A 25,275-nucleotide genomic window follows, 5' to 3' on the forward strand; every position below is an offset into this window, starting at 1 on the left:
TTTAATGAGCTATTTTTGGCTTAAGACCCATTGAGCTTAAAGCTGAGCCTTTATCTTCATCTTCAACTTTTAAATCTTCTTTATTGCTTGGGTATATATTTTTATTTATCAGGTTTTCTATTTCTTCACCTGAAAGTGTTTCATATGTTAAGAGAGCTTTAGCTAATTTGTGTAAATCGTCAATTTTTTCAGTTAAAACTGTTCTTGCTCTTTCATAACCTTTATCTACAATTTTTCTAATTTCTGAGTCCACTTTTTTTGAAGTTTCTTCCGACATATTTTGAGTTCTAGCAACTGATCTACCTAAAAATACCTCTTCTTCATTCGAGCCATAAGCAACAGGGCCCAGCTCTTTACTAAGGCCTGCTTGCATTACCATGGCTCTTGCTCTTTGAGTCGCTTGTTCAATATCACTAGATGCACCAGTAGTAACTTTATCTTCACCAAATATAATTTCTTCCGCAACTCTTCCACCCATAGCTATTGCTAATTGAGCATGAAGCTGTTCTCTTGTTTGGGATAGCTGATCTCTCTCAGGTAGTTGCATAACCATTCCTAAGGCTCGACCTCTTGGAATGATTGTTGCTTTATGAATTGGATGAGCTGCATTCTCATTAATAGTAACTATTGCATGTCCAGCTTCGTGATAAGCTGTTAATGTTTTTTCTTCCTCCGTCATGACCATGGATCTTCTTTCCGATCCCATCATCACTTTATCTCTAGCTTCTTCAAATTCAGTTAAAGTAACTAGTCTTTTATTTTTTCTTGCAGCAAGTAATGCTGCTTCATTAACTATATTTGCTAAATCTGCACCTGAAAAACCAGGGGTTCCTCTAGCTACTGTTCTTAAATTTACATCAGGTGCCATTTTAATCTTTTTAACATGGACTTTTAATACTTTTTCTCTTCCTATTATATCTGGAAGTCCAACAACCACCTGTCTATCAAATCTACCAGGTCGTAATAATGCTGGGTCTAATACATCAGGCCTGTTTGTTGCTGCAATAATTATTACACCTTCATTCGTATCAAAGCCATCCATTTCAACTAATAACTGGTTTAAAGTTTGTTCTCTTTCATCGTTACCTCCTCCAAGTCCAGCACCCCTACTTCTTCCAACAGCATCTATCTCATCTATAAAAATAATGCAGGGTGAATTTTTTTTTCCTTGCTCAAACATATCTCTAACTCTTGATGCTCCAACACCCACAAACATTTCAACAAAATCTGATCCTGATATAGTAAAGAATGGAACTCCTGCTTCTCCAGCTATAGCTCTAGCAAGTAAAGTCTTACCTGTTCCAGGTTGACCAACTAACAAACATCCTCTTGGTATTTTTCCACCAAGTCTGCTAAACTTTTTAGGATCTTTTAAAAATTGAACAACTTCTTCTACTTCTTCTTTAGCCTCTTCTACTCCAGCAACATCATCAAAAGTAACTTTACCTTTTAATTCATTCATCATCTTTGCCTTAGATTTTCCAAAACCCATAGCTCCACCTTTGCCACCTTGCATTTGTCTCATAAAGAAAATCCAAACAGCAATTAGTAACAACATTGGAAACCACGACAATAAAACTCCAAACAAAGAAGGCATCTTATCTTCTAAAGGAGCAGCTGAAATACTTACGCCTCTCTCAGATAGCTTCTCAATTAAATTTGGATAATTTGGTGAATAAGTAGAAAAAGTATTTCCATTAGCTAGTACTCCTCTAATATTGTTTCCTTGAATATCTACTTTTACAACTCCACCATTATCAACTTCTGATAAAAATTCTGAAAATATGATAGAATTACCTTTGCCCACATTAGCTTGGGGGTTCTTAAACATATTATAAAGACCTATTGTTAAAAAAACAATTACTGCCCACATAGCTAAATTTTTCATATTCATACTTATAAGATAATAATTATTATGAATTAAACAAGTGTCAAATTGTTACAAAACCTTAACTTTATTAGTGTTTTCTCTTGATATTAATATGGTCTCATTAACACTTTCAACAAAACAACCTCCTAAAGTTATTTTTGAAAATGTCTTGAGAGATATTCGTTTAATCAACTCATTGATACTTTTTCCTCTAACGGGATAGTATTTTTTTCCTATTTTTTGGATAACAAAAGTCAAAGATCTAAAAACAACTTCATGAGATTGATCAAAAAAATTATTATTTAAAATGCAAGTATCTTTTGTTTTGATATGTGCAGAGTTTTCTTCCAAATTTTTTGCAACATAAAACCTTATTGATTTGTCTGAGTCTTTTAAGTTATCAATAGTTAATTTAAGTTTTTTTAAATCCAATCCCTCTTTTTCAAGGGATTCTAATAAAGTTCTAATTCTTGTTCTTTTATATATCTCGCTAGTATTAGATGGATCTTTAATAAAAAACTTAAATATTATTTTAGAAATATTGATTAAATCATTTTTTTCTAAGTTAAGTAATGGTCTTAAAATATTTATATCTTCATCTTTATATTTTACACTTTTATTAAAAGATACCAGCCCATTTAGTCCACTTCCTCTAACCACTCTAATTAAAAAATTTTCAAATAAATCATTTGAATGATGTCCTAACAATAAGTGCTTAATGTTATTTTTTTTACATTCTTTTGTTAGTAAAGAATATCTTGCTTCTCTTGCCAAAGACTGAATATTTCTAGAAGGTTTTTTACCTTTCCAGCTTAATACTTTGCATGTGATACCAATTTTTCGTAAGATTTTTTTTACTAAAGTAGCTTCCTTTGTCGACTCTGGTCTGAGCTTATGATCAACTAAAAAAAATTTAACTGTTATTTTATTTTTTATTGAATAGCATTTAGCTAAATAAGCCAGTGCCAAACTATCGGGTCCCCCTGAAACTGCTACAGCTAAATTTTCCCTGGTATTTAAAGAGGAAGAGAATTCAGTATAAACTTTTGAAATTTTTCGATTTTTTAAAAAACTAAGAATTTGTTTATGAGTTTTGTTTTGAGCACTCAAACTTTTTTGATTCATATTTTGCTTTTTGAAGCACAGATTGATTTGCTTTAGGATATTGTTCTTCAACTCCTACAATCATTTTACAACCTTGCTCTTTTTCTCCTATTTGAACCATTGATACACCAAGTTTTAATAAATTTATAGGAGCCTTCTCACCTTTTGGGTATTTTTGATATCCTTCAAGATAGGCTGTAGCAGCATCCGTATAAAGTTGTCTTATTCTAAACGTTTCAGCATACCAATATTGAGCATTACCTGCCAATTTATGTTCTGAATTATTTACTACAAATTCTCTAAATGCTCTTTCTGCGGTGCTATAATCTCCTACCTTTAAAAAACTAGTTGCAAATTCATATTGTTTTTCTGGAGAGGTGTTTGGAAGTATATTTTTTTCTGATTCAAAGTTTTCTGTCACTATAGATGAGGTAGTTTCTACAGATTGTATTTGTTGAGTAGTTTCTCCACTATCTGTGTCTTTGTATGAAATTGATCCTAATTCTTGAGGTTGTGAAGAGCCTGGTAAAGTTTTGTCTACTTGTTCCTTTGATATTGAGGTTAATTTTTTTCCAACTTTTCCAGATGATAAAGTATTTTCAACATCTTGAAATCTAATTTGATTATCTGCCTGAACCTTAGAAAGCCTATTTGATAACTTATCTAACTTGAAGTTAATTTCTTCAAACTTATTAGTAAGTTCCTGAAATTGTTTTTCAACATCAGATAATTTTAAAAGATGTCTTGTTAAAACATCTTCGGAGTTTTCATTTGTATTTTTTTGGTTATTTGAATTAGTTGATCCTGAGTAAACAGCTTTTTCTAGAGTTTTTAAATCCTTTTGAATTAACTCTAAAATTTCATTTATATTATGATTATCTGCAAAAATAATATTTGGGAAAAATATAAAGACTAATATTAATTTTAATTGAATTATTTTTTTATAATTAAACATAATAAATTGAGTAGTAATTATAATGATGGCAAAAAAAAGACCCTATTCACAAATGTGATAGGGTCTTTTATAAATTATTTAAATTGATTAGTTAGCTTTAACAGTAACTGATCTTCTATTTTTAGACCATGCTAAAGGGTTAGATCCAGAATCTACTGGTCTTTCCTTACCATAACTTAATACAGAAATTCTGTCTGAAGAAATTCCATATGTCATTAAATAGTCTTTTGCTGAATTAGCTCTTCTTTCACCTAATGCTAAGTTGTACTCTCTTGTACCTCTTTCATCAGCATGACCTTCTAATACAACATTAATATCTGAATTTTTTCTTAACCATGCAGCTTGTTTTCTTAAAGTTTCTCTTGAAGCTGTTGTAAGTACAGTTTCATTTGTTGCAAAGAAAACTCTGTCTGGAACACCAGAAGCTAAATATTCAACAGAATCTGTTCCTGTATAAACGTCACCTTGCATTTGTCCTGTTGTTGTTTTTTTTGTAGCACAAGCAGTTAATACTAAACTTGCTAAAATAATTAGAAATGCATTTTTTAAAATCTTGCTTAAGTTCATTGTTGCTCCTTAATCCTTAATTGAATTACTTACTTTTTCACAACTAATTAGATGTTTCAAGCTAAAAAATCAACTAATTTTAACATTAATTACTTAATAATGATGACCAAGATGGGTCAGATGCATCGGTTTCAGTTTCAACCATCTTTTCATTATAACCTGTTAAATCGATAGACCACAATTTAGCTGAAAACCCTTCCCCTTTAGAGTTAGTCTTGGTCTCTCTATAAAAGATAAGCACCCTTCCATTTGGTGACCATGAAGGAGCTTCTTGATAAAAGTTTTCTGTTAACAATCTTTCACCTGTTCCATCTGTTCTCATTACTCCAATATAAAATTTTCCTTTATGAAGCTTTGTAAATGCAATTAAATCACCTCTTGGAGACCACACTGGGGTTCCATACAAACCATTCCCAAATGAAATTCTCTTAACATTTTTTCCATTACTATTCATTACATAAATTTGTTGATAACCACTTCTGTCTGAATTAAAAGTAATTCGCTTTCCATCTGGTGAATAAGAGGGTGATGTATCAATTGATGGATGGTTAGTAATTCTTTCAACTATTCTATTTTCAAGATCCATTGTATAAATATCAGAATTGCCATCTTTAGCAAAACTCATTATTATTTTTTTTCCATCAGGTGAAAATCTTGGAGCAAAAGTCATACCAGGGAAGTCTCCCACTACTTCTTGCATTCCAGTTTCTATATCTAATAAATATACCCTGGGTAAATTTCTAAAATAAGAAAGATATGTAACCATCTGATTTGTTGGACTAAATCTTGGTGTTAAAACTAATTCATTTCCAAGTGTTAAATATTTATTATTAAAACCATCTTGGTCCATTATTGCTAATTTTTTTATTCTTTTAGTTTTGGGACCTTCTTCAGAAACATATATTATTCTAGTATCAAAATAACCTTTTTCTCCAGTTAAGCGTTCATAAACTTTATCTGTAATGATATGACCTACTCTTCTCCAGTTGCTAGGAACGGTAGTAAATGCTAAAGCCATCATTTCTTTTCCAGCTAAAACATCCCACAATCTAAATTCTACTCTTAGCTTTTCATCTAAAAACGTAACCTTGCCGGTTACTAAAGCTTGTGCTTTAATTAAATTCCAATCTTCAAACCTTGGTTTTAAATTAGCTACATCTGGCTCTTGAAGAAATGCATTTTTATCTAATGGATTAAATAGACCAGATTGTCTTAAATTATTTTCGACAACCATTGAAATTTCAGATCCAAGATCTTCTTTTTTTAAAATTTTTTTAAAATTTTCTTTTGATTCATTGTCTATTGATAAAGGGGACACAGCAACTGGTAGTGGATTTAAATTTCCTCTAGTAATATCAACCTCAATTAAAGCAAAAGCTTTTAAGGGAATAATAATAAGTAATATAAATAAATATCTTAATAACATTTTTATCCTTCTAACATTTCTCTAGCATCAAAGTTTAGCTGCATATCTTTCCATCTTTCATACCCTGAGCTAGGTACTCTAAGAGGTTGGCAAAGTTTTATAGCCCTTAATGCACTTTCAGCTAATACTTTATAAAATCCCTGTCCAGGCCTATTCATTCTAGCATGATCAAGAATTTCTGTTTTTATAATAGAGCCATCTGGCTTTAATTGTAACTTAATTCTAACTAATAAATCTTCGTTAAACGGTAACCCTAAAGGAATACTCCAACAGCCAAAAATTTGAGCTTTTAGAGCATCTTCTTCGCTTAATGTTAATCCAGCAAAATCCATTTCTTTATCTTGATCTTGAGTAACTTTATCTAGTTTTTTATTTGTTTCTGCACTTTCAGTCTTAGACTTATCAATTAATGCCGCAATACTATTGGTATCAAATAGTTCTTTTTTTTCAAATTCTGAAATTTGTTTAATTTCTGTCTCTTCTTTTTCAGGATTTTGTTTTTCATCTTTAATTTTCTTTATTTTTTCTATTTTTTCATCTGGTAATGGAACGGCATCTGGCTTTTGTTTTTTTATTTTTTTTGGTGGTGCCTGTTCAGAAACTAATTTTTTTTCTTTTTCTTTAACTTTCTCTATTATTTTTTTTGCCTTAGGTGCAAAAGGAATGTTAGTTTTGTCTGTGATCTGAATTAGCTCAACTGATATAATTGGGGGAAGATCAATCGGTTTTTTAACAAGGAATGGTAAACTCATAGCTGTAATTATCACAAGAAATATATGAAGCCCAAAAGAAATGGCAATATTTCTATTCACTTTATTTACCTTTCTTTGTATGGCTCAGAAATTAATGCTACTTTAGTAAAACCAGATCCAGACAGCATCCCCATTATTTCTAAAACTCTACCATAGTTTATTGATTTGTCTCCTCGGACATAAATTCTAGTATCTGTTCTATTTTTAGATACGGCTAAAATTTTTGCTATTATTTTATCATACTCAACTTTAGACTCTTGAATAAATATTTCACCTTTAGAGTTTATAGATAATGTTAATGGTTCTAATTCCTCAGGTAATGAGTCCGCGGAGCTTTCGGGTAAATCTACTTGTATTCCAACTGTTAATAATGGTGCTGTTACCATAAATATAATTAATAATACCAACATTACATCTACAAAAGGAGTAACATTTATTTCACTCATGGGTTCTTTAGATGAACGGTTGAGTTTAAAAGCCATTTTATATTATTGATAAAAATCTTTTAGAAAAATTTTCTAATCTTTGTGAATATTTTTTTGAATCGTTATTAAATTTATTGTAAGCAACAACCGCAGGTATTGCAGCCAATAATCCAAGAGCAGTTGCGAATAAGGCTTCAGCTATTCCTGGTGCTACAATTGCCAAACTTGTATTTCTTGAAATTGCTATAGATTGAAATGAGTTCATTATTCCCCATACAGTTCCGAACAAACCTATAAAAGGTGCTGTCGAACCAACTGTTGCTAAAAAAGTAAAACCTTTGTCTATTTTTGAAATTTGTTTTTCAATATTAACCTCGAGTATACTTGTCATTCTTTCATTTAAGTTAGTTTTACTTTTGGCTTTTAATAAACTTTGCATTGTATCTTTAAACAGTAAAGCTGTTGGGTTTTCTACGTCAGCTGGCAAACTATTATAAAAAGTTTCTGCTGATTTTGATTTCCAAAATTTTTCTTCAAATTCTTCAGATTCTAGATTGATTTTTTTAAATAGTCTAAATTTTTCAATAATGACAGCCCATGAGTATATAGAGCAACCAATCAACATAAGTATTACTGACTTTACAATAAAGTCTGCTCTTAAAAATAAACTCCACAAAGAAAAATCGGTATTCGAGGCAAGACCTACTGCTTGAGATGTAATATCAGCTTCCATATTTAAGGTTTCACACTTAAATGTGTCATGAATTTGACTTTTAAAGTCTTTATTTATTCTTCTAATTTGTAAGTTTCGTAATAAAAGCTAGCAATTAATATTGCATCAGCTTTATTTGAGTCTTTTTTTCTTGATAATTCTGATGAAAAATAAGGAAATACCTCTATTGCTTTTGTCCTACTGGCATCTTTTTCTGAATTAATAAGATTAAAATACTTTTTCCATTTTGTCGGTCTCACAAAGTACATTGGTAATTGCATTGCAGAACAGATTCCTTTTAAAATACCAAAGGATTGTCCAAAATTAAACATACTAGTAACACCTTGACCTGGCATAGCTGATACTTGTTCAATTATAACTTTGATATCTTCCTTTTTTATATCTCTAATTCTTGAAGAAATTTCATAATAAATTTGAGCACCATTAACTTGTTTTTTATTTTTTTTTCCTTCTGGCATGTTTGGCATTTCAATGACGTCGATTATTTTACCATCTTGAAAAAAACAAATAGAACCTGTTATTCCCGGATCTATTCCAATAATAAGCATTAACTATTCTTAAAATTTATATTTGAATAAACACTTTGAACATCATCATCGTCTTCTAATGTTTCTAAAAACTCTACTGCAGCTTCCACTTTATCTTTTTCAACATCTACACTATTTAAGGGAACCCATTCAATTTCTGTTGAAATAAAATTTGCAATTGTTTTTTCTAAGTTTTTTTTTACATTATAAATTTCACTCATAGGACATTGAATTTCATGAAATTCATCATTTGAAATACACTCATCTGCACCAGATTCAATTGCTAGTTCAAAAATTTGTTCATCTGATATTTCTTTTTTATCAATTTTAATAATCCCTAACTGATTAAAGTTATGTGAAGCAGAACCCTGTGTTCCTAAATTGCCACCACTTTTTACAAATATAGATCTAACATTAGAAGCTGTTCTGTTTTTATTGTCAGTTAATGCTTCTACGATCACTGCTATTTTGTCTGGGCCAAATCCTTCATATCTTAAATTTTCATAATTTGTTTCAGAGTTAGCTGAAGATTTGGCAATAGCTCTTTCAATATTATCTTTTGGCATGTTGGCTGATTTTGCTGCTTGAATTGCAGATCTAAGTCTTGGGTTCATCGCAGGATCTTTATCACCTAGTTTTGCTGCTACACTTATCTCTTTAGATAATTTTGAAAATACTTTAGATCTTTGTTTGTCTGCTTTTCCTTTAGAGTGTTTTATACTTGCCCATTTAGAATGACCCGACATAATAATTATTGAGAATTTTTTAACTCTCCTCCATATATAAAATTTTTTACAGTTTGTGCTAACCCTGTTTCTATATCACATTCAACGATCACACCACACAAACTAGCTTCACCAATTGCTGGAAAGTGCTTTGTGGACTTTTTTTTTAAAAACCTATTAATTGAATTATCTTTATTCATTCCAATAACAGAGTCGTAGTCACCACACATTCCTGCATCAGTTTGATAAGCAGTACCACCTTTTAATACTCTTGCATCATTTGTTGGAATATGTGTGTGAGTTCCAACAACCAACGTTGCTTTGCCATCAAAAAAATGACCCATAGCTGCTTTTTCACTTGTTATTTCTCCGTGAAAATCGACTAATAGAAAATCATAATCTTCTTTGAGCTTATATTTTTTCATAAATTTTTCAGCTGCTTCAAATACATCTTCACATTTCTTCATAAAAACATTTCCCATCAAGTTAAGCACTCCCACTCTCATTTCATTTTTAGCAGTAAATATTCCAAAGCCTTTACCTGGAGATGGCTCAAATAAATTTTTTGGTCTAAGAAGTCGATTTTCTTTTTCAATATGAGACATCGTTTCTTTCTGATCCCACACATGATTACCCGTTGTAATAACATCTACACCACAATTAAAAAAATCTTTACATATTTCCTCTGTAAGACCAACACCTGAGTCAGCTGCATTCTCACCATTAACAACTACAAAATCGATTTTTTCGTCTTTAATTTTTGATAGTAAATTATTCAGAACCATCGACCGTCCTGAAATTCCAACTACATCACCTAAGAAAAGTATTTTCATTTTATAGTATGTTTATTTGTTACAATATAATCTAATTTTTGATCATACATATTAGTTGGCACTTTATCAATTTCTTGAACTGAAAAAGCTAAACCTATCTTTATGATATTTTTTTTTTTTGATAATTTTTCAATTAACCTATCGTAGTATCCACTACCATATCCAAGTCTGTTTAAATTTTTATCAAATGCTACCAAGGGAATTAACAAAACATCAGGGTAAACTATATTTTTAGCTTCTGGTTCAGGTATCCCATATTTATTTATTTTTAAAGGCTCAAAGAATGACCATGAATAAAAATCCATTTGAAAGTTTTTCTTAATTATGGGCAAAGAAATATTAAATTTATTTTTTTTAAATTTTCTTAATAGTGCCAAGTCATCTATCTCAAAATTTACTGGATAGTATCCACCTATAACTTTATTGGTTATTTTTTCTCTTTTAAGAATTTTTATGATTTGATTAAAGTTGAGCTGAATATTTTTTGTATTAAATTTTTGTCTAACTTTAAGAATTTTCTTTCTTAATTCAGATTTTAACACAAATCTACTGAATTGGATTTTCTAAATTTGCTTTTTCGACAAAATTTTCAATTTCATCTGCAGCTGTTTCGATTAATTTTTCATAATCTTCTTTATTTTTTTCTATTTCTTTTTTAAAACTCTCATGATCTTGTTGTAATTCTTTCATCTCATCTTCTTTTTTATCTCTATAATCATAAACTAATGATTTCAATTCTCTAAATTTATTTGATAAATTTTGTAATTCAATTTTTTTTTGTTCTACCTTTTTTTTAGTTTCAAAATATTCATCCATTATTTGAACTGAAGTGATCAATAGAAGTTTATTTTCTCCTATGTTGCCCAGGTCATTCTTTAAATTATTAAATTTTTCATTAATATGAGTTAACAATTCTTCCAAATGTTCTTCCTGACCATCATCACAAGATAATAAAAATTCCTTACCATTAAATTTAATATTTACATTTGCCATTTGTCTATTTCCTCTAATAAAGTATCTGTTTCTTGATTTAATTCATCTATTTTTTCTGAAAATTCTGTCTCTTTTTTTTGTTCTTCTATTTTTTGCTGGTTAATATCTTCTAATTTCTGATTGAGAACTTTATATTCACTTTCTAAATTTTGATATTTTTCTTCTATTTGTTTTTTTTCAATTTCTAATTGATTTTTTTGAATGTTTAAGTTTTCTAAATTAGACTTTAGCGTTGGGTTTTGTAAATTTAAACTCTTCAATTTATTAAGTGCAAAACTAAGCTTTTTTTCTTTTTCACTGTCTGTTTTCATATATATATATTTATATTATTAAATTGAGTCTTCTAAGTCTAGATAGGATATTTTTGAACAAATTACATAAAGATTTATCAAACGCAATAAGGTTTTTATCGATAGATGCTGTACAAAAAGCAAATTCAGGTCATCCTGGAATGCCAATGGGTATGGCAGACGTAGCAACGGTTTTGTTTAAAAATTTTCTTAGATTTAATCCAAAAAATCCTAACTGGCTAAATAGAGACAGATTTGTTTTATCTGCTGGTCATGGATCTATGCTTCTTTACTCTTTATTGCATTTAACTGGGTACAAAAGTATTTCCCTGAATGATATTAAAAACTTCAGACAGTTAAAGTCTATTTGTGCGGGTCACCCCGAATATCACCCTGGCACTGGTATTGAAACTACAACGGGTCCCCTTGGGCAAGGAATTGCTAATTCAGTTGGGTTTGCTATTGCAGAAGAAATTTTAAAGAAAAAACTAGGTAAAGAAATAATAAACCATAAAACTTATGTTTTAGCTGGGGACGGATGCTTAATGGAAGGCATTAGCCATGAAGCAATGAGTTTAGCAGGACACTTAAAGTTAAAAAATCTGGTTATGCTTTTTGATAACAACTCAATATCAATTGATGGGCCAACTAGTTTGGCAGTTTCAGATAATTTCAAAAAGAGATTTGAAAGTTATGGTTGGGACTACATGCTGATTAATGGTCATAACGAAAAAGAAATTTTTGCAGCATTAAAAAAAGTTCAAAATGCAAAAAAACCAACTGTTATTTCATGCAAAACAAAAATTGGTTATGGCTCACCTAACAAGTCTGGTAAAGCCTCTTCGCACGGTAGTCCAATTGGTTTAGATGAAATCAAATTAGTTAGAAAAGTGCTAGATTGGAAGCACGAACCTTTTGAGGTTCCTAAAAATATTTTAAATGAATGGAGAAAGATTGGTAATAAAGGTGTAAAACTTGATTCTGCGTGGAGTAAAATTTATAAAAGAAAAAAAAATTTAGTAGATAAAGTCTTTAAAAATAATTTCTCTAAAGCTTTAAAAAGTGAAAAGCAAAATTCTCTTAAGGAAAACAAAAGTTTAGCCTCAAGAAAAGCTTCTGAACTAATCCTTAATGCTCTTACGAAAGAAAATAATACATTAATTGGTGGTTCAGCTGATTTAGCGGGATCCAACAATACTAAAACCAAATATCATAATGCTATTAATTTTGGTAATTTTAATGGTGATTATATTCACTATGGGGTTAGAGAGCACGCCATGTCTGGAATAATGAATGGATTAGCGCTTCATAGTAAATTTATTCCATATGGGGGTACTTTTTTAATATTTTCTGATTATTGTAAACCATCCATTCGATTATCTGCTTTGATGCAACAACGTGTTATTTATGTAATGACCCATGATTCAATTGGCTTAGGTGAAGATGGACCAACACACCAACCTATAGAACAGCTTTCTGGGTTAAGATCTATTCCTAATTTAAATGTTTTTAGACCAGCAGATAGAATGGAAACTATCGAATGTTGGGAATTATCATTAAAAAACTTAAAGACACCAAGTGTGTTATCTTTAACTAGACAAAATCTTGAACCTATTAGAAAAAAATATTCAAATATAAACAAATGTTCTTTCGGAGCTTACGAGGTTTTAAGAACTAATAAAAAAATTAATTTAACAATATTTGCTAGTGGTTCTGAGGTTAATTTAGCAATTGAGACTAGCCATAAATTAGCCAAAGATAAGATATATTCTAAAGTAGTTTCAGTGCCATGCCAAGATATTTTTGATTTACAATCAAAATCATATAAGAAAAAAATTCTTTATGAAGCCAAATTTAAAATATCTATTGAAGCTGCTTCAACAGATTGTTGGAAAAAATACATTGGTACTGAAGGTTTAGCTTTTGGAATTGATACATTTGGTAAAAGTGCACCATACAAAGAAATTTATGAATATTTTAGATTAACAGTTAAAAATATTTCACAAAAAACTAAAAAACTAATAAAGAGTTAAATATGACAATAAAAGTTGGCATCAATGGAATGGGAAGAATTGGTAGAATGGTAATTAGAGCTATCATTGAAAGCCAAAACAAAAACATAGAAATCAAACACATCAATAACCGATCGAATTCTGAAGCAAGTTGTTCTTTAATTAAATACGATTCTATTCATGGTAAATTCAATGCAAATTTAAATTATGATGAAAAACATTTAATTATTAATAATAATAAAATAACATTTTCACAAGAATCTAATATTGAAGATATCAGTTGGAAAAAATTTGATGTTGATTATGTTTTTGAATGCACTGGAAAATTCAACTCAAAAGAAAAATTATTAGCTCATATAAAAAATGGGGCTAAAAAAGTTATAGTTTCTGCTCCATGCAAAAATGCAGATAAGACTATTGTCTATGGAGTAAATGAAAATATTTTGACAAAAGATGATCAAATTATTTCTGCAGCCTCTTGTACAACTAACTGTCTTGCACCTGTTGCTAATATTTTAAATCAAACTTTTGAAATTGAAAAAGGGTTTATGACAACTATTCATGCTTTTACCAGTGATCAAAGAATTTTAGACAATTCTCATAAAGATCCTAGAAGAGCAAGATCAGCTAGTCAATCTATTGTACCAACTTCTACAGGTGCTTCAAAAGCAATTGGTGAAATTATTCCTTCATTAAAAGGCAAACTTGAAGGTATTGCAATGAGAGTGCCAACTCCTAATGTTTCCCTGATAGAGCTAGTTTTTTGTACAAAAAAAGAGATGAACAAAGAAACAATTAATGAAGCGTTTATTATCGCCTCTAAAGAACAATCAAAAAAAGTTTTAGAAGTTACACTGGAAAAATTAGTTTCAATTGATTTTAATCATAATTCAGCTTCGGCAATTGTTGATTTATCTTTAACTAATGTAGTTGGTAAAAATATGGGAAAAATTTCGGCCTGGTATGATAATGAATGGGGTTTTTCAAACAGAATGTGTGATATAGCAGAACATCTTCAGAAAATGTCTTAATGAGAAGTATTAAAGACGAGACTAATCTTAATCAAAAAAAAGTATTACTTAGGTTAGATTTAAATGTTCCTTTAGATAATGAGAAAATTACTGACACTACTCGAATAGATAAAATTTTACCTACTATTAATTTTTTATTAAAAAGTGAGGCAAAAATTATAATACTATCTCATGTGGGTAGACCCAAAGGCAGGATTGTAAAAGAACTCTCTCTTAAACCAATATGTGAGGATTTAAGAAATAAACTAAACGAAAATATAAGACTAGTTTCAAAAAATATAAAAGAAATTAAATCTACTGATTTATTTAATAAACATAGTGAAAAAATTGTAATACTTGAAAATCTAAGATTTTATGAAGAAGAAGAAAAAAATGATAATGGTTTTGCGAAACATTTAGCAAGTCTAGCAGATATTTATGTTAATGATGCATTCTCATGTTCGCATAGAGCTCATGCCTCAATTTTTGAAATCACTAAATTTATTCCTTCGTATGCTGGCCTTCAATTAAATTCAGAAATTGATGCTCTTACTAAAATTACATCTAAAATTCAAAGACCTATAACATGCATCATAGGTGGTTCTAAAATATCTTCGAAAATTAATATAATTAAGAATTTAATTGCTAAATTTGATAATATTATAATGGTTGGTGGGATGGCCAATAATATACTCAAATATAAAGAGTATGAAATTGGAAAATCTATTCAAGAGATTAATTGTGACCAAATTATTAAAGAAATATTTTCTTTATCAAAAAAAGAAAACTGCAAGATAATTTACCCTGAAGATGTTGTTGTAGGAAAAGACTTAAATGGAACAGCTGAAATAAAAGAACTAGATAATATTTCTAAAGATGAATTAATTTTAGATATTGGCCCCAAAACAATTAAGGCTATTAATTTATTAATTGAAGAAAGTAGTACTATCTTATGGAATGGGCCCGCAGGTTATTTTGAAAATCCTAATTTTGCTAAGGGAAGTGTTGAAATTGCAAAAAAAATTATTGAAAAAAATAAGAATAATACAATTTACTCAGTTGTAGGTGGTGGTGATACCGTTTCTCTTTTGAATAGCATGGGAGGAATTAGCAATTTTAATTTTGTTTCAACTGCAGGTGGTGCTTTTTTAGAATATCTTGAAGGAAAAAAACTTCCTGGTATAAGAGCACTTAATTAACATGTCAGAACTTAACAAAATTGCATTAAAAATACTATCCAATGGTAAGGGAATCCTTGCTGCAGACGAAAGCAACGGCACTATGACTAAAAGATTAGAGTCAGTTGGTGTACCGTCTACCCCAGAAAATAGACTTCTATTTAGAGAAACTCTTTTTTCTGCAAGTGGAATAAAAGATTTTATTGGTGGTGTTATTTTATATGATGAAACCATCAACCAAACATCTAGCTTAAAACAGACTATTCCAGAATTAATTTCTCAGACTGGAGCAGTTCCAGGAATTAAAGTTGATACAGGTACAAAAATTTTAGCTGGATCTAATGAAGAAAAAATTACAGAAGGTTTGGATGGTTTAAGAGAAAGACTAAAGAACTATTATAAACTTGGAGCAAGATTTACAAAATGGAGAGGCGTGTATAACATTTCAGATAAATATCCAAGCAAACTATCTATACACTCTAATGCTCATGCACTGGCAAGATATTCAGCTTTAGTCCAAGAATGTGGAATGGTTCCAATTGTAGAACCTGAGGTTTTAATGGATGGAGATCATTCTGCTGAAACTTGTTTTAATAAAACCTCTGATGTTATTAAAAAATGCTTTGAAGAATTAATGATTAATAAAATAGATTTAAGTGGAATGATCTTAAAACCTAATATGATTTTAGCAGGAACCACTTCTAATAAGAAGATACCAAGTGAAGAAGTTGCAAAACTTACCATAAATTGCTTAAAAGAAAATGTACCAACTAATGTACCAGGAATTACTTTTTTATCTGGTGGGCAAACAGAAGTACAAGCAGTGGAAAATTTAAACCTAATTAACAAATATAATGACACAAATTTTATTATGACCTATTCATATGGTAGAGCCTTGCAACAAAGTGCACTTAAATTTTGGTCAAAAGATATTAAAAATATTAGTGGCACTCAAAAAGTCTTTAACCACAGAGTAAATATGTGTACACTTGCAGCTCAAGGCAAATGGTTAAAAGAACTTGAAGCAAAATAAAGAAAATAAGAAATTTATTTATCTAATTTCTCCAAATAAAATAACTGATATAAATTTTTATAATGATCTAGCTCTTGTATTGAGTTCAAAAAAAATAAGTTTCTTTCAACTGAGACTTAAAAAAGAAACAAATTCAAATAAACTAATTATTGGAAAAAAAATTAAGAAAATTTGTAATAAATACAAAGTTAAATTTTTAATCAATGACGACCCACTACTTACAAAAAAACTGAATGCAGATGGTTGCCATTTAGGTCAAAAAGATATGGATTTGATAAAAGCTAGAAAAATATTAAAGAACAAAATTATTGGTGTAACCTGTCATAATTCTATTAATCTAGCAAAGAGAGCAATTAGAGATGGTGCTGATTATTTAGCTTTTGGTGCATTTTACCCAACCAAAACTAAGATAGTTAAATATAGAGCTAATTTAGCTGTATTAAAATCTATTAAAAAAATAACCTCATTACCAATTGTGGCTATTGGCGGTATAAAGCTTAGTAATTATAAAAAACTTTTATTGAATAAAGCTAACTTTTTAGCTATTTCAGGCTACATTTGGAATAATAAAAAACAAAAACCATTAGAGGCTATTAAAAAATTAAAATGAAATTATACGCAAGTGAAATTAGAGTTGGAATGCTAATTGAATATAAAAATGATCTTTGGCAAGTCTTAAAAACACAACATGTAAAACCTGGTAAAGGTGGTGCTTTCGCTCAAGTTGAGATGAAAAGTGTTAATAAAAATACAAAATTAAATGAAAGATTTAGATCAAGTGAATCTGTTGAAAAAGCTTCATTAGATGAAACTAAGTTTAATTATCTTTATGGTGATGAAACTGATTATTATTTCATGGACCCAAAAACTTATGAACAAATAAATATTAAAAAAGAAACAATTGGAGAAAAAGGTAAAATGTTAACAGAAAACTTAGAAGTCAGTATAAGTTTTTATAATGAAAAACCTTTAACAGTTGAACTGCCGAATCAAGTAACATGCACAATTGATACAACTGATGTTGCTTTAAAAGGACAAACTGTTTCATCTTCTTATAAACCTGCCACCTTAGATAATGGAATAAATATTCAAGTCCCCCCTTTTATTGAAAGTGGAGATAAGATCATAGTTGATACCAGAACTATGGAATATATTAAAAAAATATAAATTACATGCAATCAATATCAGCTAATCTAAATGTGATGATAAAGGCTGCAGAAAAAGCATCTAGAGCTTTAATTAGAGATTTTGGAGAAATAGAAAAACTACAAGTTTCAATAAAAGGACCTACTGATTTTGTATCAAATGCCGATTTAAAAGCTGAGAAAATAATTATAGAAGAATTAAAAAAAGCAAGACCCTACTATTCTATTATTAGTGAAGAAGATGGTTCTGAAACAAATAAAGATAAAGAGCACACTTGGATAATAGATCCTATAGATGGCACTACAAATTTTTTACATGGTGTGCCTCACTTTGCAATATCAATTGCTTTAAAATCTGGTAATGAAATAGTTTCAGGATTAATTTATGATCCAATAAAAGATGAAATGTTTTATGCTGAAAAAGAAAGTGGCGCATTTTTTAATAATCAAAGAATTAGAGTATCAAAAAAAAGAGAGCTTAATAGCTGCTTGTTTGCAACAGGAGGTGTAACTAAAAATGAAGTCGACTTACCTTTAAGAAAGTCTGGAAGTGCAGCGCTTGATATTGCCTACGTTGCAGCCGGAAGATATGATGGTTATTTTCAAAATGATCTAAATTTATGGGATATAGCTGCTGGCATAATATTGGTAAAAGAGGCAGGCGGTTTAATTAATGAAATTGACCTCTCTCAAAATAAAAGCATTAAAATAAGGGCTTCTAGCATGTCAATTAATGACAAAATGCTTGAAAAATTAAAGAACTTTTAATTGTTTTATAAAATTCTTTTGCTATAAGTCTCGATATGAAAAAAGACATACACCCAAACTACCATGCAATTAAAGTAGAGATGACTGATGGAACTCAATTTGAAACAAGATCAACTTGGGGAAAAGAAGGAGAAGTTTTAAAATTAGAAATCGATCCAAAATCTCATGCTGCTTGGACAGGAGGAAAACAAAAACTGATGGATAAGGGTCGCGTAAGCAAATTCAATAAAAAATTCCAAAACTTCAGATCAGAAAAGAAAGATTAAATGTCAAACGTACCATTAATGCCAATGGCAACAGCTGTTTGGTTAGTAGAAAATACAACACTTACTTTTAAGCAAATATCAAAATTTTGTAATATACATGAGGTTGAAGTGCAAGGTATTGCGGATGGTGAAGTTGCAAAAGGAATAATGGCTTATAATCCTATTATATCAGGTCAACTTACTAGAGAAGAAATTGAACTAGCATCTAAAGATGAAAATAAAGAATTACAGATAAAAAATACTGATATTGAAATTTCAACTGAAGATAAAAAAATTAAAAAATATATTCCTTTATCTAAAAGACAAGATAAACCAGATTCAGCTTTATGGCTAATCAGACATCATTCATTACTGAAAGACTCACAAATAGCAAAACTAGTTGGTATCACCAAAGCTTCTGTCATTACAATTAAAAATAAAAGTTATTGGAATTATAATAATTTAAATCCTAAAGACCCTGTAGCATTGGGACTGTTTTCTCAAAAGGATCTAATTGGAGCTATTGAAAAAGCTGAAAGAAGAATAAAAAAGGAAAAAAAAGAAAAAGAGAAGGCTAAACTAACAAGAGAAGTTTCAAACATTGAATAATTTTAATAGACACCAAAATTATATGATGGTAGTTAAGCATTCTTAAAAAATATTTATGAAAATAGAAGTCAAAGATAACAATATTGAACAAGCTCTTAGAGTTCTTAAAAGAAAATTACAAAGAGATGGTTTTTTTAAAGTAGTAAAATTAAAAAGTGTTTACGAAAAACCTTCTGAAAAGAAAAAAAGAATTTTACAAGAAAATATTAAAAGAGTTAAAAAGCTTAATAAGCTTAAAAATAGAATTTAAATATACCGCGGGGTGGAGCAGTCTGGTAGCTCGTCAGGCTCATAACCTGAAGGTCGGCGGTTCAAATCCGTCCCCCGCAACCAATTTCTAATGTATAAAAATAAAGATACAATATACGCTATAAATCATTACAATTTTTTTGATAAAATTGTTTTAAAAAAAAGATTAGAAATATCTAATATTATAAACGATTTAGTTAAAGATATTCAAATAAATGACGCATTAGATATAGGAACAACTAGTGATGACAGGAATGCAAGTAGTAACATTGTAATAAAAAATATCAAAAATATTGAGAAATTTAAATGTATTTCTGATCAAATAGTTACTTCTAATTTTTTTTTTAAAACTTTAAAAAAATCTATTACAGAAGAATTTTCAGAAAATGAATTATATGAATTTTCTTCAGATCTTGTTATATCAAATGCAACTATTGAACATGTTGGTGGAGTATTAAATCAAAAAAAAATGATAGAAAATATTATTAAATTAACTAAAAAAATTTTTGTAATAACGACTCCTAATAGATTTTATCCAATAGAATTACATACTAAAATTCCTTTGATTCATTGGTTTCCAAAATCTATTTATCGACAAATATTAAAATTTTTTGGCTTGTCTTTTTATGCTAATGAAGAAAATTTAAATCTTTTAAGTATTAATGATTTAAAAAATATGCTTAATAATCAGAAAATAGTATATGAGATAAAATTTATTAAATTATTTTTTTTTAAATCAAATATAATAATCATAGGAAAAAAATAGACTAAATTAAATTTTAATTTTTACTATTGACTACTTTTTTTTTATAATTTTTCTTGTTGGATTAAATTTTTTTGATATCGTTATTTATTAAAGATTTTTAGTTATATCTTCAGTCATTTTTTTAGCATCAGCAAATAACATTAAAGTGTTATCTTTGTAAAACAAGTCATTATCAATTCCAGCATATCCAGGAGATAGACTTCTCTTTACAAATAGTACTGACTTACATTTTTCTACATCTAATACTGGCATTCCATATATTGGACTTTGAGGATCAGTTTTTGCAACTGGATTAGTTACATCATTTGCTCCAATTACAAATGCAACATCAGCGTTAGCAAAATCATTGTTAATTTCTTCAAGCTCAAAAACCTCGTCATAAGGAACATTGGCCTCAGCCAACAACACGTTCATATGACCCGGCATTCTTCCCGCAACAGGATGAATTGCATAAGTTACTTTAATATCATTTTTCTTTAACGTATCTACCATTTCTCTTAATGCATGTTGTGCTTGAGCTACAGCCATACCATAACCTGGAACAATTATAACTGAAGATGCGTTTTTCATTAAGAAGGCTGCATCTTCTGCGTTACCACTCTTAACAGGTCTTTGTTCTTTATTTCCACTTGTTGACGACTGTTCTGTTGCTCCAAATCCACCTAAAATTACATTAAAGAATGAACGGTTCATACCTTTACACATTATATAAGATAGAATTGCACCAGAAGATCCGACAAGGGCACCTGTTATAATTAATGCAGTATTTTCTAATGTAAAACCAATTCCTGCAGCAGCCCAACCAGAATAAGAATTTAACATTGAAATAACCACAGGCATATCTGCCCCACCAATTGGAATGATTAATAAAAACCCTATTAAAAATGAAACTGCAATTAAAACCCAAAAAAAGTTAGATGACTGTGATGAGCACAATAAATAGGTTAAAAATAAAATTGAAATTAATAATAAAGCATTAAGAAAATGCTGCCCCTTAAAAGTAATTGGTGATCCTGACATTATTCCCTGTAGCTTTAAAAAAGCAATTATTGATCCTGAGAATGTTATGGCACCAACCGCAGCTCCAATTGACATTTCAATTAAGCTTGCAAGTTTAATGTCACCTACTGATCCTAAATTAAAGGCTTCCGGGTTTAAAAAAGCCGAGATGGCAACAAATACTGCCGATAACCCAACTAGACTGTGGAAACCTGCTACTAGTTCTGGCATGGCTGTCATTGGTATCTTATATGCTATGAAAGCTCCTACAAGACCTCCTACTAGTAAAAAAATTAATACATAAATTAGCCCACTAGAGAAATTTTCAACTGATAAAAAGGTAACAGTGATAGCTATCACCATTCCTAAAATTCCAAAAAAATTACCTTGTCTTGAAGTTTCTGGAGATGAAAGTCCTCTTAATGCTAATATAAATAAAACACCTGAAACCAAATAAAATATTGCTGATAAATTTGCAGACATAATTATTTATCTTTCTTCTTCTTTTTATACATTTGGAGCATTCTTTGGGTAACTAAAAAACCTCCAAAAATATTAATAGCAGCTAGAGATATCGCTAAAAAACCAAGAATGTTAGAAATTGTAAAGATATTATCTGAACTTCCCGCTAAACCTGCAATTATAGCGCCAACAATAATTACTGATGATATCGCATTAGTAACTGACATTAATGGAGTGTGCAAAGATGGAGTTACACTCCAAACAACATAATAACCAATAAAAATTGATAAGATGAATATGCTTAATCTAAATATAAAAGGGTCTATTTCCATAAATCTATTTAATTAATGTTTTGTTAATTATTTCATCTTCTTGGTTGATATTAATCTTTTTATTTTCTTTATCATATAAATTTGACACAAAGTTAAATACATTTTTTGAATATAAGTTTGAAGCTGAAACGGGAAGTTTATTAAGGATGTTTGCTTCACCCATAATTTTTACTCCATTTTTCATCACAATTTTATCAACTTTAGTAAACTCTGAGTTTCCACCCTGAATTGCTGCCAAATCATATATAACAGAGCCTGATTTCATATTATCAATCATAGAGCCTTTAATAATTAATGGAGCTTTTTTACCTGGAATTAAAGCAGTACATATTACAATGTCAATTTTTTTTAAAGTCTCCGCCAGAAGATCCTCTTGCTTTTTTTTAAATTCTTCAGAGGCTTCTTTTGCATAACCACCTTCTGTTTCAAGATTTTCAGATCCTTCAACTGTTAAAAATTTCCCACCTAAACTTTCAACTTGTTCTTTTGAAGTCATTCTAACGTCTGTTGCGAATACAATTGCTCCCATTCTTTTTGCAGTCGCAATAGCTTGTAATCCAGCAACTCCTGCACCTACTACTAATACTTTTGCTGCTGGAATTGTGCCAGCGGCTGTCATCATCATAGGTATTGCTTTTTCAAAGTTAGCAAACGACTCTATCACTGCCTTATAGCCAGCAAGGTTAGCTTGAGAAGAAAGTATATCCATTGATTGAGCTCTAGTTATTCTAGGCAGCATTTCTAAAGAAAAAACATTTATATCTTTTTTAGCTAAGTTTTTTATTTTTTCTTTATTAGCATAAGGATTAAACACTCCAACTAGAGTTTGATTTTCTTTTAAGTTTAGAATATTTTCATCTGATAATAAACCCAATTGAATAATGATATCAGCACTATTTAAAACTTCTGCTTTATTGGTTGAAATTTCAACACCTAATGCCTTATAATCATTATCTTTAAACCCTAAGTGTTCACCATATTTTTCAATTATAGAAATTTTAAAACCAAGAGCTATGTATTTTTTTGCAATCTCAGGGGTTATTGCTATTCTTTTCTCAATATTTTGATTTTCTAAAATTGAAACAATTTTCATAGAGTAAACTCTATAGTAAGAATATTGCCATTAAAACTAAAACACCAATAACAGCGACAGTTCCCCACAGCACAAATTTTGTGAAATTGCTCCAGGTATCTTTATGGTTTTGATTATCCATAAAAACTATTTTTGTCTTGCTTTAAACTTTGGGTTGGTTTTGTTAATTATATAAACCCTACCTCTTCTTCTAACAAGTTTAGAATTAAGGTCTCTTTTTTTCAATGATTTTAAAGAGCTTTTAATTTTCATAATAATTTAACTCTTAATAAACGAAGTTATGTAATCTTTCAAATGTATTTTTCCATATTTTCTAATAATCTTATTATTTAATGACATATTTGTTAATGCAGAGGCAAATCTCTCACCTTTTCTCGCTTTTAAATATTTAATTTTATGATTAAACATTTTGGCTACCTCTCTAATTGAATAGGATTTTTTGTGGGAAATACTGTAATGGGCACATTTATTTTTCTTCCAAGCTTCATAACACGTATAAACTGTATCTAGAATATGAGTAAACCTTCTTGTTTGGTTTCCAGGTCTAACAATGGTTAAAGGTTTATTTTTTTTATACTGTTCTTCAAAAACTCCTATAACTGTAGCCATTTCACCTGATTTTATATGTCTTTGTCCATAAACATTATAAAAATAAATTACTTCAAATCTAAAATTAAACCATTTTTTTAAATTTTCTAATAATTCTAAATTTTTAGATTTTGTAAAGGCATAAGGGGAAAGGTTTTTATCTAAACCATGATTTCCCAAGCTTGCAGATGTAGCTGAATAAATTAATTTAATTCTATTATCTAAGCAAAACTTGAATACCGCCTGTGTTCCAGCTGAATTAGAATTAAAACAATTATCAAATTTTTTAAAACTCTGGAATATTCTAGAAAACTCTCCAAAATGGAACAAAGAATGAATTTTATTTTTATAAGTAGATAATTTCTTATCTATTTCAGAAGTACTACCTTTAAAATATTTTACTCTTAAATTTTTAATATGATTTTTTTTTGATCCACTTGAATAATTATCTAAACTAATAATATTTTTATTTGTTTTTTCTAACAATAATTCTATGAGATGAGATCCTACAAATCCAGCTCCACCAGTAATGATTATAATGTTTTTCATGAGAGCTTTAATAGCCTGGCAATGTCCTACTCTTCCGTGTCTTAAGACAAAGTACCATTGGCGCTGAAGGGCTTGACTTCCGAGTTCGGAATGGGATCGGGTATTGCCCCTTCGCAATAATCACCAGGCAGGATCTTATATAAAGGAAAATAAAAAAAATCAAACTAAATAAAAAAAATAATCAATATGGCATTATAAGCTCTTAAAACATGTAAAAAAGCTAGTTAATATGCTTATAATGAAATAGTTTTAATTTAACGCTTATGAAAAAAATCATAAAAAACTTAATTTCTTTACTTGGTTATGAAATATCAAAAAAAAAAATTTTTTTTGATTTTAACGCACATTCTATTGATTTTATCTTAGATATTGGTGCTCACAAGGGACAGTTTATCAATAAAGTTAGGCAAGCTGGTTTTACTGGAAAAATAATTTCTTTTGAACCTCAAAAAGATATTCATAAAGAGCTTGGGAAAATAATTAAGAATGATACAGAATGTATATTACATCCAAGATGTGCTATTGGTGAAAAAAACAAACTAGAAACCTTAAATATATTCTCTGAAACTCAGTGTAGCTCCATACTAAATCCTAATAAAGAACTTTTTAATTTAGATAACACTATAAAGAAAATTAGAACTGAAGAATGTGAGGTGTTTTCTTTAGATTATATAATTGATAATTATTATAATATAACTGAAAATACATATTTAAAAATTGACACACAAGGTTATGATAAAAATGTTTTAGATGGCTTCAAAAAAAATATTAAAAAAATTAAATTTATCCAAATTGAAGCTGGTTTATATAAGTTATATGAAAATGAAGAATACTACGAATATTTTATAAATTTATTTAAATCTATTGATTATGAGTTATGGGATATAAAACCTTTTGCATTTAATAAGTTGGGCGGATTAGTTCAATTTGACCTAATATTTAGAAATAAAAGATTTAAAAATAATAATATTTAAATATTACAATTATTTTATTTTAATAAAATAGTACTATTGTTTTATTCTGTGCGCTAATATAAG

32 protein-coding genes, 1 tRNA gene and 1 rRNA gene are annotated in these 25,275 nt (G+C 29.3%); 13 read left to right on the plus strand and 21 right to left on the minus strand.

The features are described from left to right. Window position 1 precedes the first annotated feature (1 nt). From ftsH to E5R92_RS03150, 14 genes are all read right to left on the minus strand, one after another. Entirely contained in the window at window positions 2-1,888 is a 1,887-nt protein-coding gene (gene ftsH, locus E5R92_RS03085) for an ATP-dependent zinc metalloprotease FtsH (RefSeq protein ID WP_168606645.1), read from the minus strand. 51 nt (window positions 1,889-1,939) lie between these two features. Further along, window positions 1,940-2,995 carry a tRNA lysidine(34) synthetase TilS gene (tilS, locus tag E5R92_RS03090; protein ID WP_168606646.1) on the minus strand — a complete coding sequence of 352 codons (1,056 nt, stop codon included), beginning with the start codon at window positions 2,993-2,995 and terminating at the stop codon, window positions 1,940-1,942. Further along, a complete protein-coding gene (gene ybgF, locus E5R92_RS03095; protein WP_168606647.1) occupies window positions 2,955-3,929 on the minus strand; it encodes a tol-pal system protein YbgF in 975 nt (324 codons plus the stop codon). The genes tilS and ybgF overlap by 41 nt, the downstream gene beginning before the upstream one ends. Before the next feature lie 87 nt (window positions 3,930-4,016). After that, window positions 4,017-4,496, minus strand: a complete 480-nt coding sequence (gene pal / locus E5R92_RS03100) for a peptidoglycan-associated lipoprotein Pal (protein ID WP_168606648.1) — start codon at window positions 4,494-4,496, stop codon at window positions 4,017-4,019. 85 nt (window positions 4,497-4,581) lie between these two features. Continuing rightward, window positions 4,582-5,922 (minus strand): Tol-Pal system beta propeller repeat protein TolB, encoded by a 1,341-nt coding sequence (tolB, locus tag E5R92_RS03105; protein WP_168606649.1) that lies wholly within the window; start codon window positions 5,920-5,922, stop codon window positions 4,582-4,584. Window positions 5,923-5,924: 2 nt separating this feature from the next. After that, complete coding sequence (locus tag E5R92_RS03110) at window positions 5,925-6,734, minus strand: cell envelope biogenesis protein TolA (protein WP_168606650.1); 810 nt, start codon at window positions 6,732-6,734, stop codon at window positions 5,925-5,927. Window positions 6,735-6,739: 5 nt separating this feature from the next. Further along, complete coding sequence (gene tolR / locus E5R92_RS03115) at window positions 6,740-7,156, minus strand: protein TolR (RefSeq protein WP_168606651.1); 417 nt, start codon at window positions 7,154-7,156, stop codon at window positions 6,740-6,742. Between the two features lies 1 nt (window position 7,157). Continuing rightward, window positions 7,158-7,832, minus strand: a complete 675-nt coding sequence (tolQ, locus tag E5R92_RS03120) for a protein TolQ (RefSeq protein WP_168606652.1) — start codon at window positions 7,830-7,832, stop codon at window positions 7,158-7,160. A 53-nt stretch (window positions 7,833-7,885) separates the two neighbouring features. Further along, a complete protein-coding gene (locus E5R92_RS03125) occupies window positions 7,886-8,380 on the minus strand; it encodes a RuvC family protein (protein WP_168606653.1) in 495 nt (164 codons plus the stop codon). Next, complete coding sequence (locus E5R92_RS03130; RefSeq protein ID WP_168606654.1) at window positions 8,380-9,105, minus strand: YebC/PmpR family DNA-binding transcriptional regulator; 726 nt, start codon at window positions 9,103-9,105, stop codon at window positions 8,380-8,382. Before E5R92_RS03130 ends, E5R92_RS03125 begins: the two co-directional genes overlap by 1 nt. A 5-nt stretch (window positions 9,106-9,110) precedes the next feature. Continuing rightward, the gene (locus E5R92_RS03135) at window positions 9,111-9,917 is read right to left on the minus strand and encodes a TIGR00282 family metallophosphoesterase (RefSeq protein ID WP_168606655.1); all 807 of its coding nucleotides are present in this window, start codon (window positions 9,915-9,917) and stop codon (window positions 9,111-9,113) included. Further along, a complete protein-coding gene (locus tag E5R92_RS03140) occupies window positions 9,914-10,459 on the minus strand; it encodes a 5-formyltetrahydrofolate cyclo-ligase (protein WP_168606656.1) in 546 nt (181 codons plus the stop codon). Before E5R92_RS03140 ends, E5R92_RS03135 begins: the two co-directional genes overlap by 4 nt. A 4-nt stretch (window positions 10,460-10,463) precedes the next feature. Then, complete coding sequence (locus E5R92_RS03145) at window positions 10,464-10,910, minus strand: cell division protein ZapA (protein WP_168606657.1); 447 nt, start codon at window positions 10,908-10,910, stop codon at window positions 10,464-10,466. Next, the gene (locus E5R92_RS03150) at window positions 10,898-11,221 is read right to left on the minus strand and encodes a coiled-coil domain-containing protein (RefSeq protein WP_168606658.1); all 324 of its coding nucleotides are present in this window, start codon (window positions 11,219-11,221) and stop codon (window positions 10,898-10,900) included. Before E5R92_RS03150 ends, E5R92_RS03145 begins: the two co-directional genes overlap by 13 nt. A 53-nt stretch (window positions 11,222-11,274) precedes the next feature. Between E5R92_RS03150 and tkt the strand changes: the two genes are divergently transcribed. The 12 genes from tkt (at window position 11,275) to E5R92_RS03210 (ending at window position 20,215) form a co-directional block, all read left to right on the plus strand. Beyond that, window positions 11,275-13,233: a transketolase gene (gene tkt, locus E5R92_RS03155; RefSeq protein WP_168606659.1), complete on the plus strand. Its 1,959-nt coding sequence runs from the start codon at window positions 11,275-11,277 to the stop codon at window positions 13,231-13,233. A gap of 2 nt (window positions 13,234-13,235) precedes the next feature. Continuing rightward, complete coding sequence (gap, locus tag E5R92_RS03160; RefSeq protein ID WP_168606660.1) at window positions 13,236-14,243, plus strand: type I glyceraldehyde-3-phosphate dehydrogenase; 1,008 nt, start codon at window positions 13,236-13,238, stop codon at window positions 14,241-14,243. Beyond that, on the plus strand, window positions 14,243-15,421 hold the full coding sequence (locus E5R92_RS03165) for a phosphoglycerate kinase (RefSeq protein ID WP_168606661.1): 1,179 nt from the start codon (window positions 14,243-14,245) through the stop codon (window positions 15,419-15,421). The genes gap and E5R92_RS03165 overlap by 1 nt, the downstream gene beginning before the upstream one ends. Before the next feature lies 1 nt (window position 15,422). After that, a complete protein-coding gene (locus E5R92_RS03170) occupies window positions 15,423-16,433 on the plus strand; it encodes a class I fructose-bisphosphate aldolase (RefSeq protein ID WP_168606662.1) in 1,011 nt (336 codons plus the stop codon). Then, complete coding sequence (gene thiE, locus E5R92_RS03175) at window positions 16,420-17,043, plus strand: thiamine phosphate synthase (RefSeq protein ID WP_168606663.1); 624 nt, start codon at window positions 16,420-16,422, stop codon at window positions 17,041-17,043. Before E5R92_RS03170 ends, thiE begins: the two co-directional genes overlap by 14 nt. After that, complete coding sequence (efp, locus tag E5R92_RS03180; protein ID WP_168606664.1) at window positions 17,040-17,600, plus strand: elongation factor P; 561 nt, start codon at window positions 17,040-17,042, stop codon at window positions 17,598-17,600. The genes thiE and efp overlap by 4 nt, the downstream gene beginning before the upstream one ends. A 5-nt stretch (window positions 17,601-17,605) precedes the next feature. Continuing rightward, entirely contained in the window at window positions 17,606-18,346 is a 741-nt protein-coding gene (locus E5R92_RS03185; protein WP_168606665.1) for an inositol monophosphatase family protein, read from the plus strand. Window positions 18,347-18,381: 35 nt separating this feature from the next. Next, on the plus strand, window positions 18,382-18,612 hold the full coding sequence (rpmE, locus tag E5R92_RS03190; protein WP_168606666.1) for a 50S ribosomal protein L31: 231 nt from the start codon (window positions 18,382-18,384) through the stop codon (window positions 18,610-18,612). After that, window positions 18,613-19,200: a DUF1013 domain-containing protein gene (locus E5R92_RS03195; RefSeq protein ID WP_168606667.1), complete on the plus strand. Its 588-nt coding sequence runs from the start codon at window positions 18,613-18,615 to the stop codon at window positions 19,198-19,200. Window positions 19,201-19,255: 55 nt separating this feature from the next. Beyond that, window positions 19,256-19,450 carry a 30S ribosomal protein S21 gene (gene rpsU, locus E5R92_RS03200; protein ID WP_006997326.1) on the plus strand — a complete coding sequence of 65 codons (195 nt, stop codon included), beginning with the start codon at window positions 19,256-19,258 and terminating at the stop codon, window positions 19,448-19,450. 6 nt (window positions 19,451-19,456) lie between these two features. Further along, window positions 19,457-19,533: transfer RNA gene (locus tag E5R92_RS03205), tRNA-Met, on the plus strand. Between the two features lie 7 nt (window positions 19,534-19,540). After that, window positions 19,541-20,215 (plus strand): hypothetical protein, encoded by a 675-nt coding sequence (locus E5R92_RS03210; protein WP_168606668.1) that lies wholly within the window; start codon window positions 19,541-19,543, stop codon window positions 20,213-20,215. Between the two features lie 87 nt (window positions 20,216-20,302). Here the strand turns inward: E5R92_RS03210 and E5R92_RS03215 are convergent, their stop codons facing one another. The 7 genes from E5R92_RS03215 to rrf all read right to left on the minus strand — a co-directional run bounded on the left by E5R92_RS03215 (window position 20,303) and on the right by rrf (window position 24,366). Further along, on the minus strand, window positions 20,303-21,697 hold the full coding sequence (locus E5R92_RS03215) for an NAD(P)(+) transhydrogenase (Re/Si-specific) subunit beta (RefSeq protein ID WP_168606669.1): 1,395 nt from the start codon (window positions 21,695-21,697) through the stop codon (window positions 20,303-20,305). Between the two features lie 2 nt (window positions 21,698-21,699). Further along, on the minus strand, window positions 21,700-22,008 hold the full coding sequence (locus E5R92_RS03220) for a proton-translocating transhydrogenase family protein (protein ID WP_168606670.1): 309 nt from the start codon (window positions 22,006-22,008) through the stop codon (window positions 21,700-21,702). 4 nt (window positions 22,009-22,012) lie between these two features. After that, a complete protein-coding gene (locus tag E5R92_RS03225) occupies window positions 22,013-23,101 on the minus strand; it encodes a Re/Si-specific NAD(P)(+) transhydrogenase subunit alpha (protein ID WP_168606671.1) in 1,089 nt (362 codons plus the stop codon). A 10-nt stretch (window positions 23,102-23,111) separates the two neighbouring features. Beyond that, a complete protein-coding gene (locus E5R92_RS07600; protein WP_168606672.1) occupies window positions 23,112-23,222 on the minus strand; it encodes an aa3-type cytochrome c oxidase subunit IV in 111 nt (36 codons plus the stop codon). A gap of 5 nt (window positions 23,223-23,227) precedes the next feature. Continuing rightward, window positions 23,228-23,353, minus strand: coding sequence for a type B 50S ribosomal protein L36 (ykgO, locus tag E5R92_RS03235; RefSeq protein ID WP_006997331.1), 126 nt, complete (start codon window positions 23,351-23,353; stop codon window positions 23,228-23,230). A gap of 6 nt (window positions 23,354-23,359) precedes the next feature. Further along, window positions 23,360-24,238 (minus strand): NAD-dependent epimerase/dehydratase family protein, encoded by an 879-nt coding sequence (locus E5R92_RS03240; RefSeq protein WP_168606673.1) that lies wholly within the window; start codon window positions 24,236-24,238, stop codon window positions 23,360-23,362. Window positions 24,239-24,251: 13 nt separating this feature from the next. Beyond that, window positions 24,252-24,366: ribosomal RNA gene (gene rrf / locus E5R92_RS03245) — 5S ribosomal RNA — on the minus strand. A gap of 135 nt (window positions 24,367-24,501) precedes the next feature. On the opposite strand from rrf, the gene E5R92_RS03250 reads away from it, so the two are divergent. Further along, entirely contained in the window at window positions 24,502-25,212 is a 711-nt protein-coding gene (locus tag E5R92_RS03250; protein ID WP_168606674.1) for an FkbM family methyltransferase, read from the plus strand. Window positions 25,213-25,275: the final 63 nt, after the last annotated feature.

The organism is Candidatus Pelagibacter giovannonii, assembly GCF_012276695.1.
Classification (GTDB): domain Bacteria; phylum Pseudomonadota; class Alphaproteobacteria; order Pelagibacterales; family Pelagibacteraceae; genus Pelagibacter; species Pelagibacter giovannonii.

What these genes read in the sequence shown, in the direction of transcription:
- ftsH (WP_168606645.1), bottom strand. Translation starts at nt 1,888, where the DNA reads ATGAAAAATTTAGCTATGTGGGCAGTAATTGTTTTTTTAACAATAGGT.
- tilS (WP_168606646.1), bottom strand. Translation starts at nt 2,995, where the DNA reads ATGAATCAAAAAAGTTTGAGTGCTCAAAACAAAACTCATAAACAAATT.
- ybgF (WP_168606647.1), bottom strand. Translation starts at nt 3,929, where the DNA reads ATGTTTAATTATAAAAAAATAATTCAATTAAAATTAATATTAGTCTTT.
- pal (WP_168606648.1), bottom strand. Translation starts at nt 4,496, where the DNA reads ATGAACTTAAGCAAGATTTTAAAAAATGCATTTCTAATTATTTTAGCA.
- tolB (WP_168606649.1), bottom strand. Translation starts at nt 5,922, where the DNA reads ATGTTATTAAGATATTTATTTATATTACTTATTATTATTCCCTTAAAA.
- tolR (WP_168606651.1), bottom strand. Translation starts at nt 7,156, where the DNA reads ATGGCTTTTAAACTCAACCGTTCATCTAAAGAACCCATGAGTGAAATA.
- tolQ (WP_168606652.1), bottom strand. Translation starts at nt 7,832, where the DNA reads ATGGAAGCTGATATTACATCTCAAGCAGTAGGTCTTGCCTCGAATACC.
- E5R92_RS03125 (WP_168606653.1), bottom strand. Translation starts at nt 8,380, where the DNA reads ATGCTTATTATTGGAATAGATCCGGGAATAACAGGTTCTATTTGTTTT.
- E5R92_RS03130 (WP_168606654.1), bottom strand. Translation starts at nt 9,105, where the DNA reads ATGTCGGGTCATTCTAAATGGGCAAGTATAAAACACTCTAAAGGAAAA.
- E5R92_RS03135 (WP_168606655.1), bottom strand. Translation starts at nt 9,917, where the DNA reads ATGAAAATACTTTTCTTAGGTGATGTAGTTGGAATTTCAGGACGGTCG.
- E5R92_RS03145 (WP_168606657.1), bottom strand. Translation starts at nt 10,910, where the DNA reads ATGGCAAATGTAAATATTAAATTTAATGGTAAGGAATTTTTATTATCT.
- E5R92_RS03150 (WP_168606658.1), bottom strand. Translation starts at nt 11,221, where the DNA reads ATGAAAACAGACAGTGAAAAAGAAAAAAAGCTTAGTTTTGCACTTAAT.
- gap (WP_168606660.1), top strand. Translation starts at nt 13,236, where the DNA reads ATGACAATAAAAGTTGGCATCAATGGAATGGGAAGAATTGGTAGAATG.
- E5R92_RS03165 (WP_168606661.1), top strand. Translation starts at nt 14,243, where the DNA reads ATGAGAAGTATTAAAGACGAGACTAATCTTAATCAAAAAAAAGTATTA.
- E5R92_RS03170 (WP_168606662.1), top strand. Translation starts at nt 15,423, where the DNA reads ATGTCAGAACTTAACAAAATTGCATTAAAAATACTATCCAATGGTAAG.
- efp (WP_168606664.1), top strand. Translation starts at nt 17,040, where the DNA reads ATGAAATTATACGCAAGTGAAATTAGAGTTGGAATGCTAATTGAATAT.
- E5R92_RS03185 (WP_168606665.1), top strand. Translation starts at nt 17,606, where the DNA reads ATGCAATCAATATCAGCTAATCTAAATGTGATGATAAAGGCTGCAGAA.
- rpmE (WP_168606666.1), top strand. Translation starts at nt 18,382, where the DNA reads ATGAAAAAAGACATACACCCAAACTACCATGCAATTAAAGTAGAGATG.
- E5R92_RS03195 (WP_168606667.1), top strand. Translation starts at nt 18,613, where the DNA reads ATGTCAAACGTACCATTAATGCCAATGGCAACAGCTGTTTGGTTAGTA.
- rpsU (WP_006997326.1), top strand. Translation starts at nt 19,256, where the DNA reads ATGAAAATAGAAGTCAAAGATAACAATATTGAACAAGCTCTTAGAGTT.
- E5R92_RS03210 (WP_168606668.1), top strand. Translation starts at nt 19,541, where the DNA reads ATGTATAAAAATAAAGATACAATATACGCTATAAATCATTACAATTTT.
- E5R92_RS03215 (WP_168606669.1), bottom strand. Translation starts at nt 21,697, where the DNA reads ATGTCTGCAAATTTATCAGCAATATTTTATTTGGTTTCAGGTGTTTTA.
- E5R92_RS03220 (WP_168606670.1), bottom strand. Translation starts at nt 22,008, where the DNA reads ATGGAAATAGACCCTTTTATATTTAGATTAAGCATATTCATCTTATCA.
- E5R92_RS03225 (WP_168606671.1), bottom strand. Translation starts at nt 23,101, where the DNA reads ATGAAAATTGTTTCAATTTTAGAAAATCAAAATATTGAGAAAAGAATA.
- E5R92_RS07600 (WP_168606672.1), bottom strand. Translation starts at nt 23,222, where the DNA reads ATGGATAATCAAAACCATAAAGATACCTGGAGCAATTTCACAAAATTT.
- ykgO (WP_006997331.1), bottom strand. Translation starts at nt 23,353, where the DNA reads ATGAAAATTAAAAGCTCTTTAAAATCATTGAAAAAAAGAGACCTTAAT.
- E5R92_RS03240 (WP_168606673.1), bottom strand. Translation starts at nt 24,238, where the DNA reads ATGAAAAACATTATAATCATTACTGGTGGAGCTGGATTTGTAGGATCT.
- E5R92_RS03250 (WP_168606674.1), top strand. Translation starts at nt 24,502, where the DNA reads ATGAAAAAAATCATAAAAAACTTAATTTCTTTACTTGGTTATGAAATA.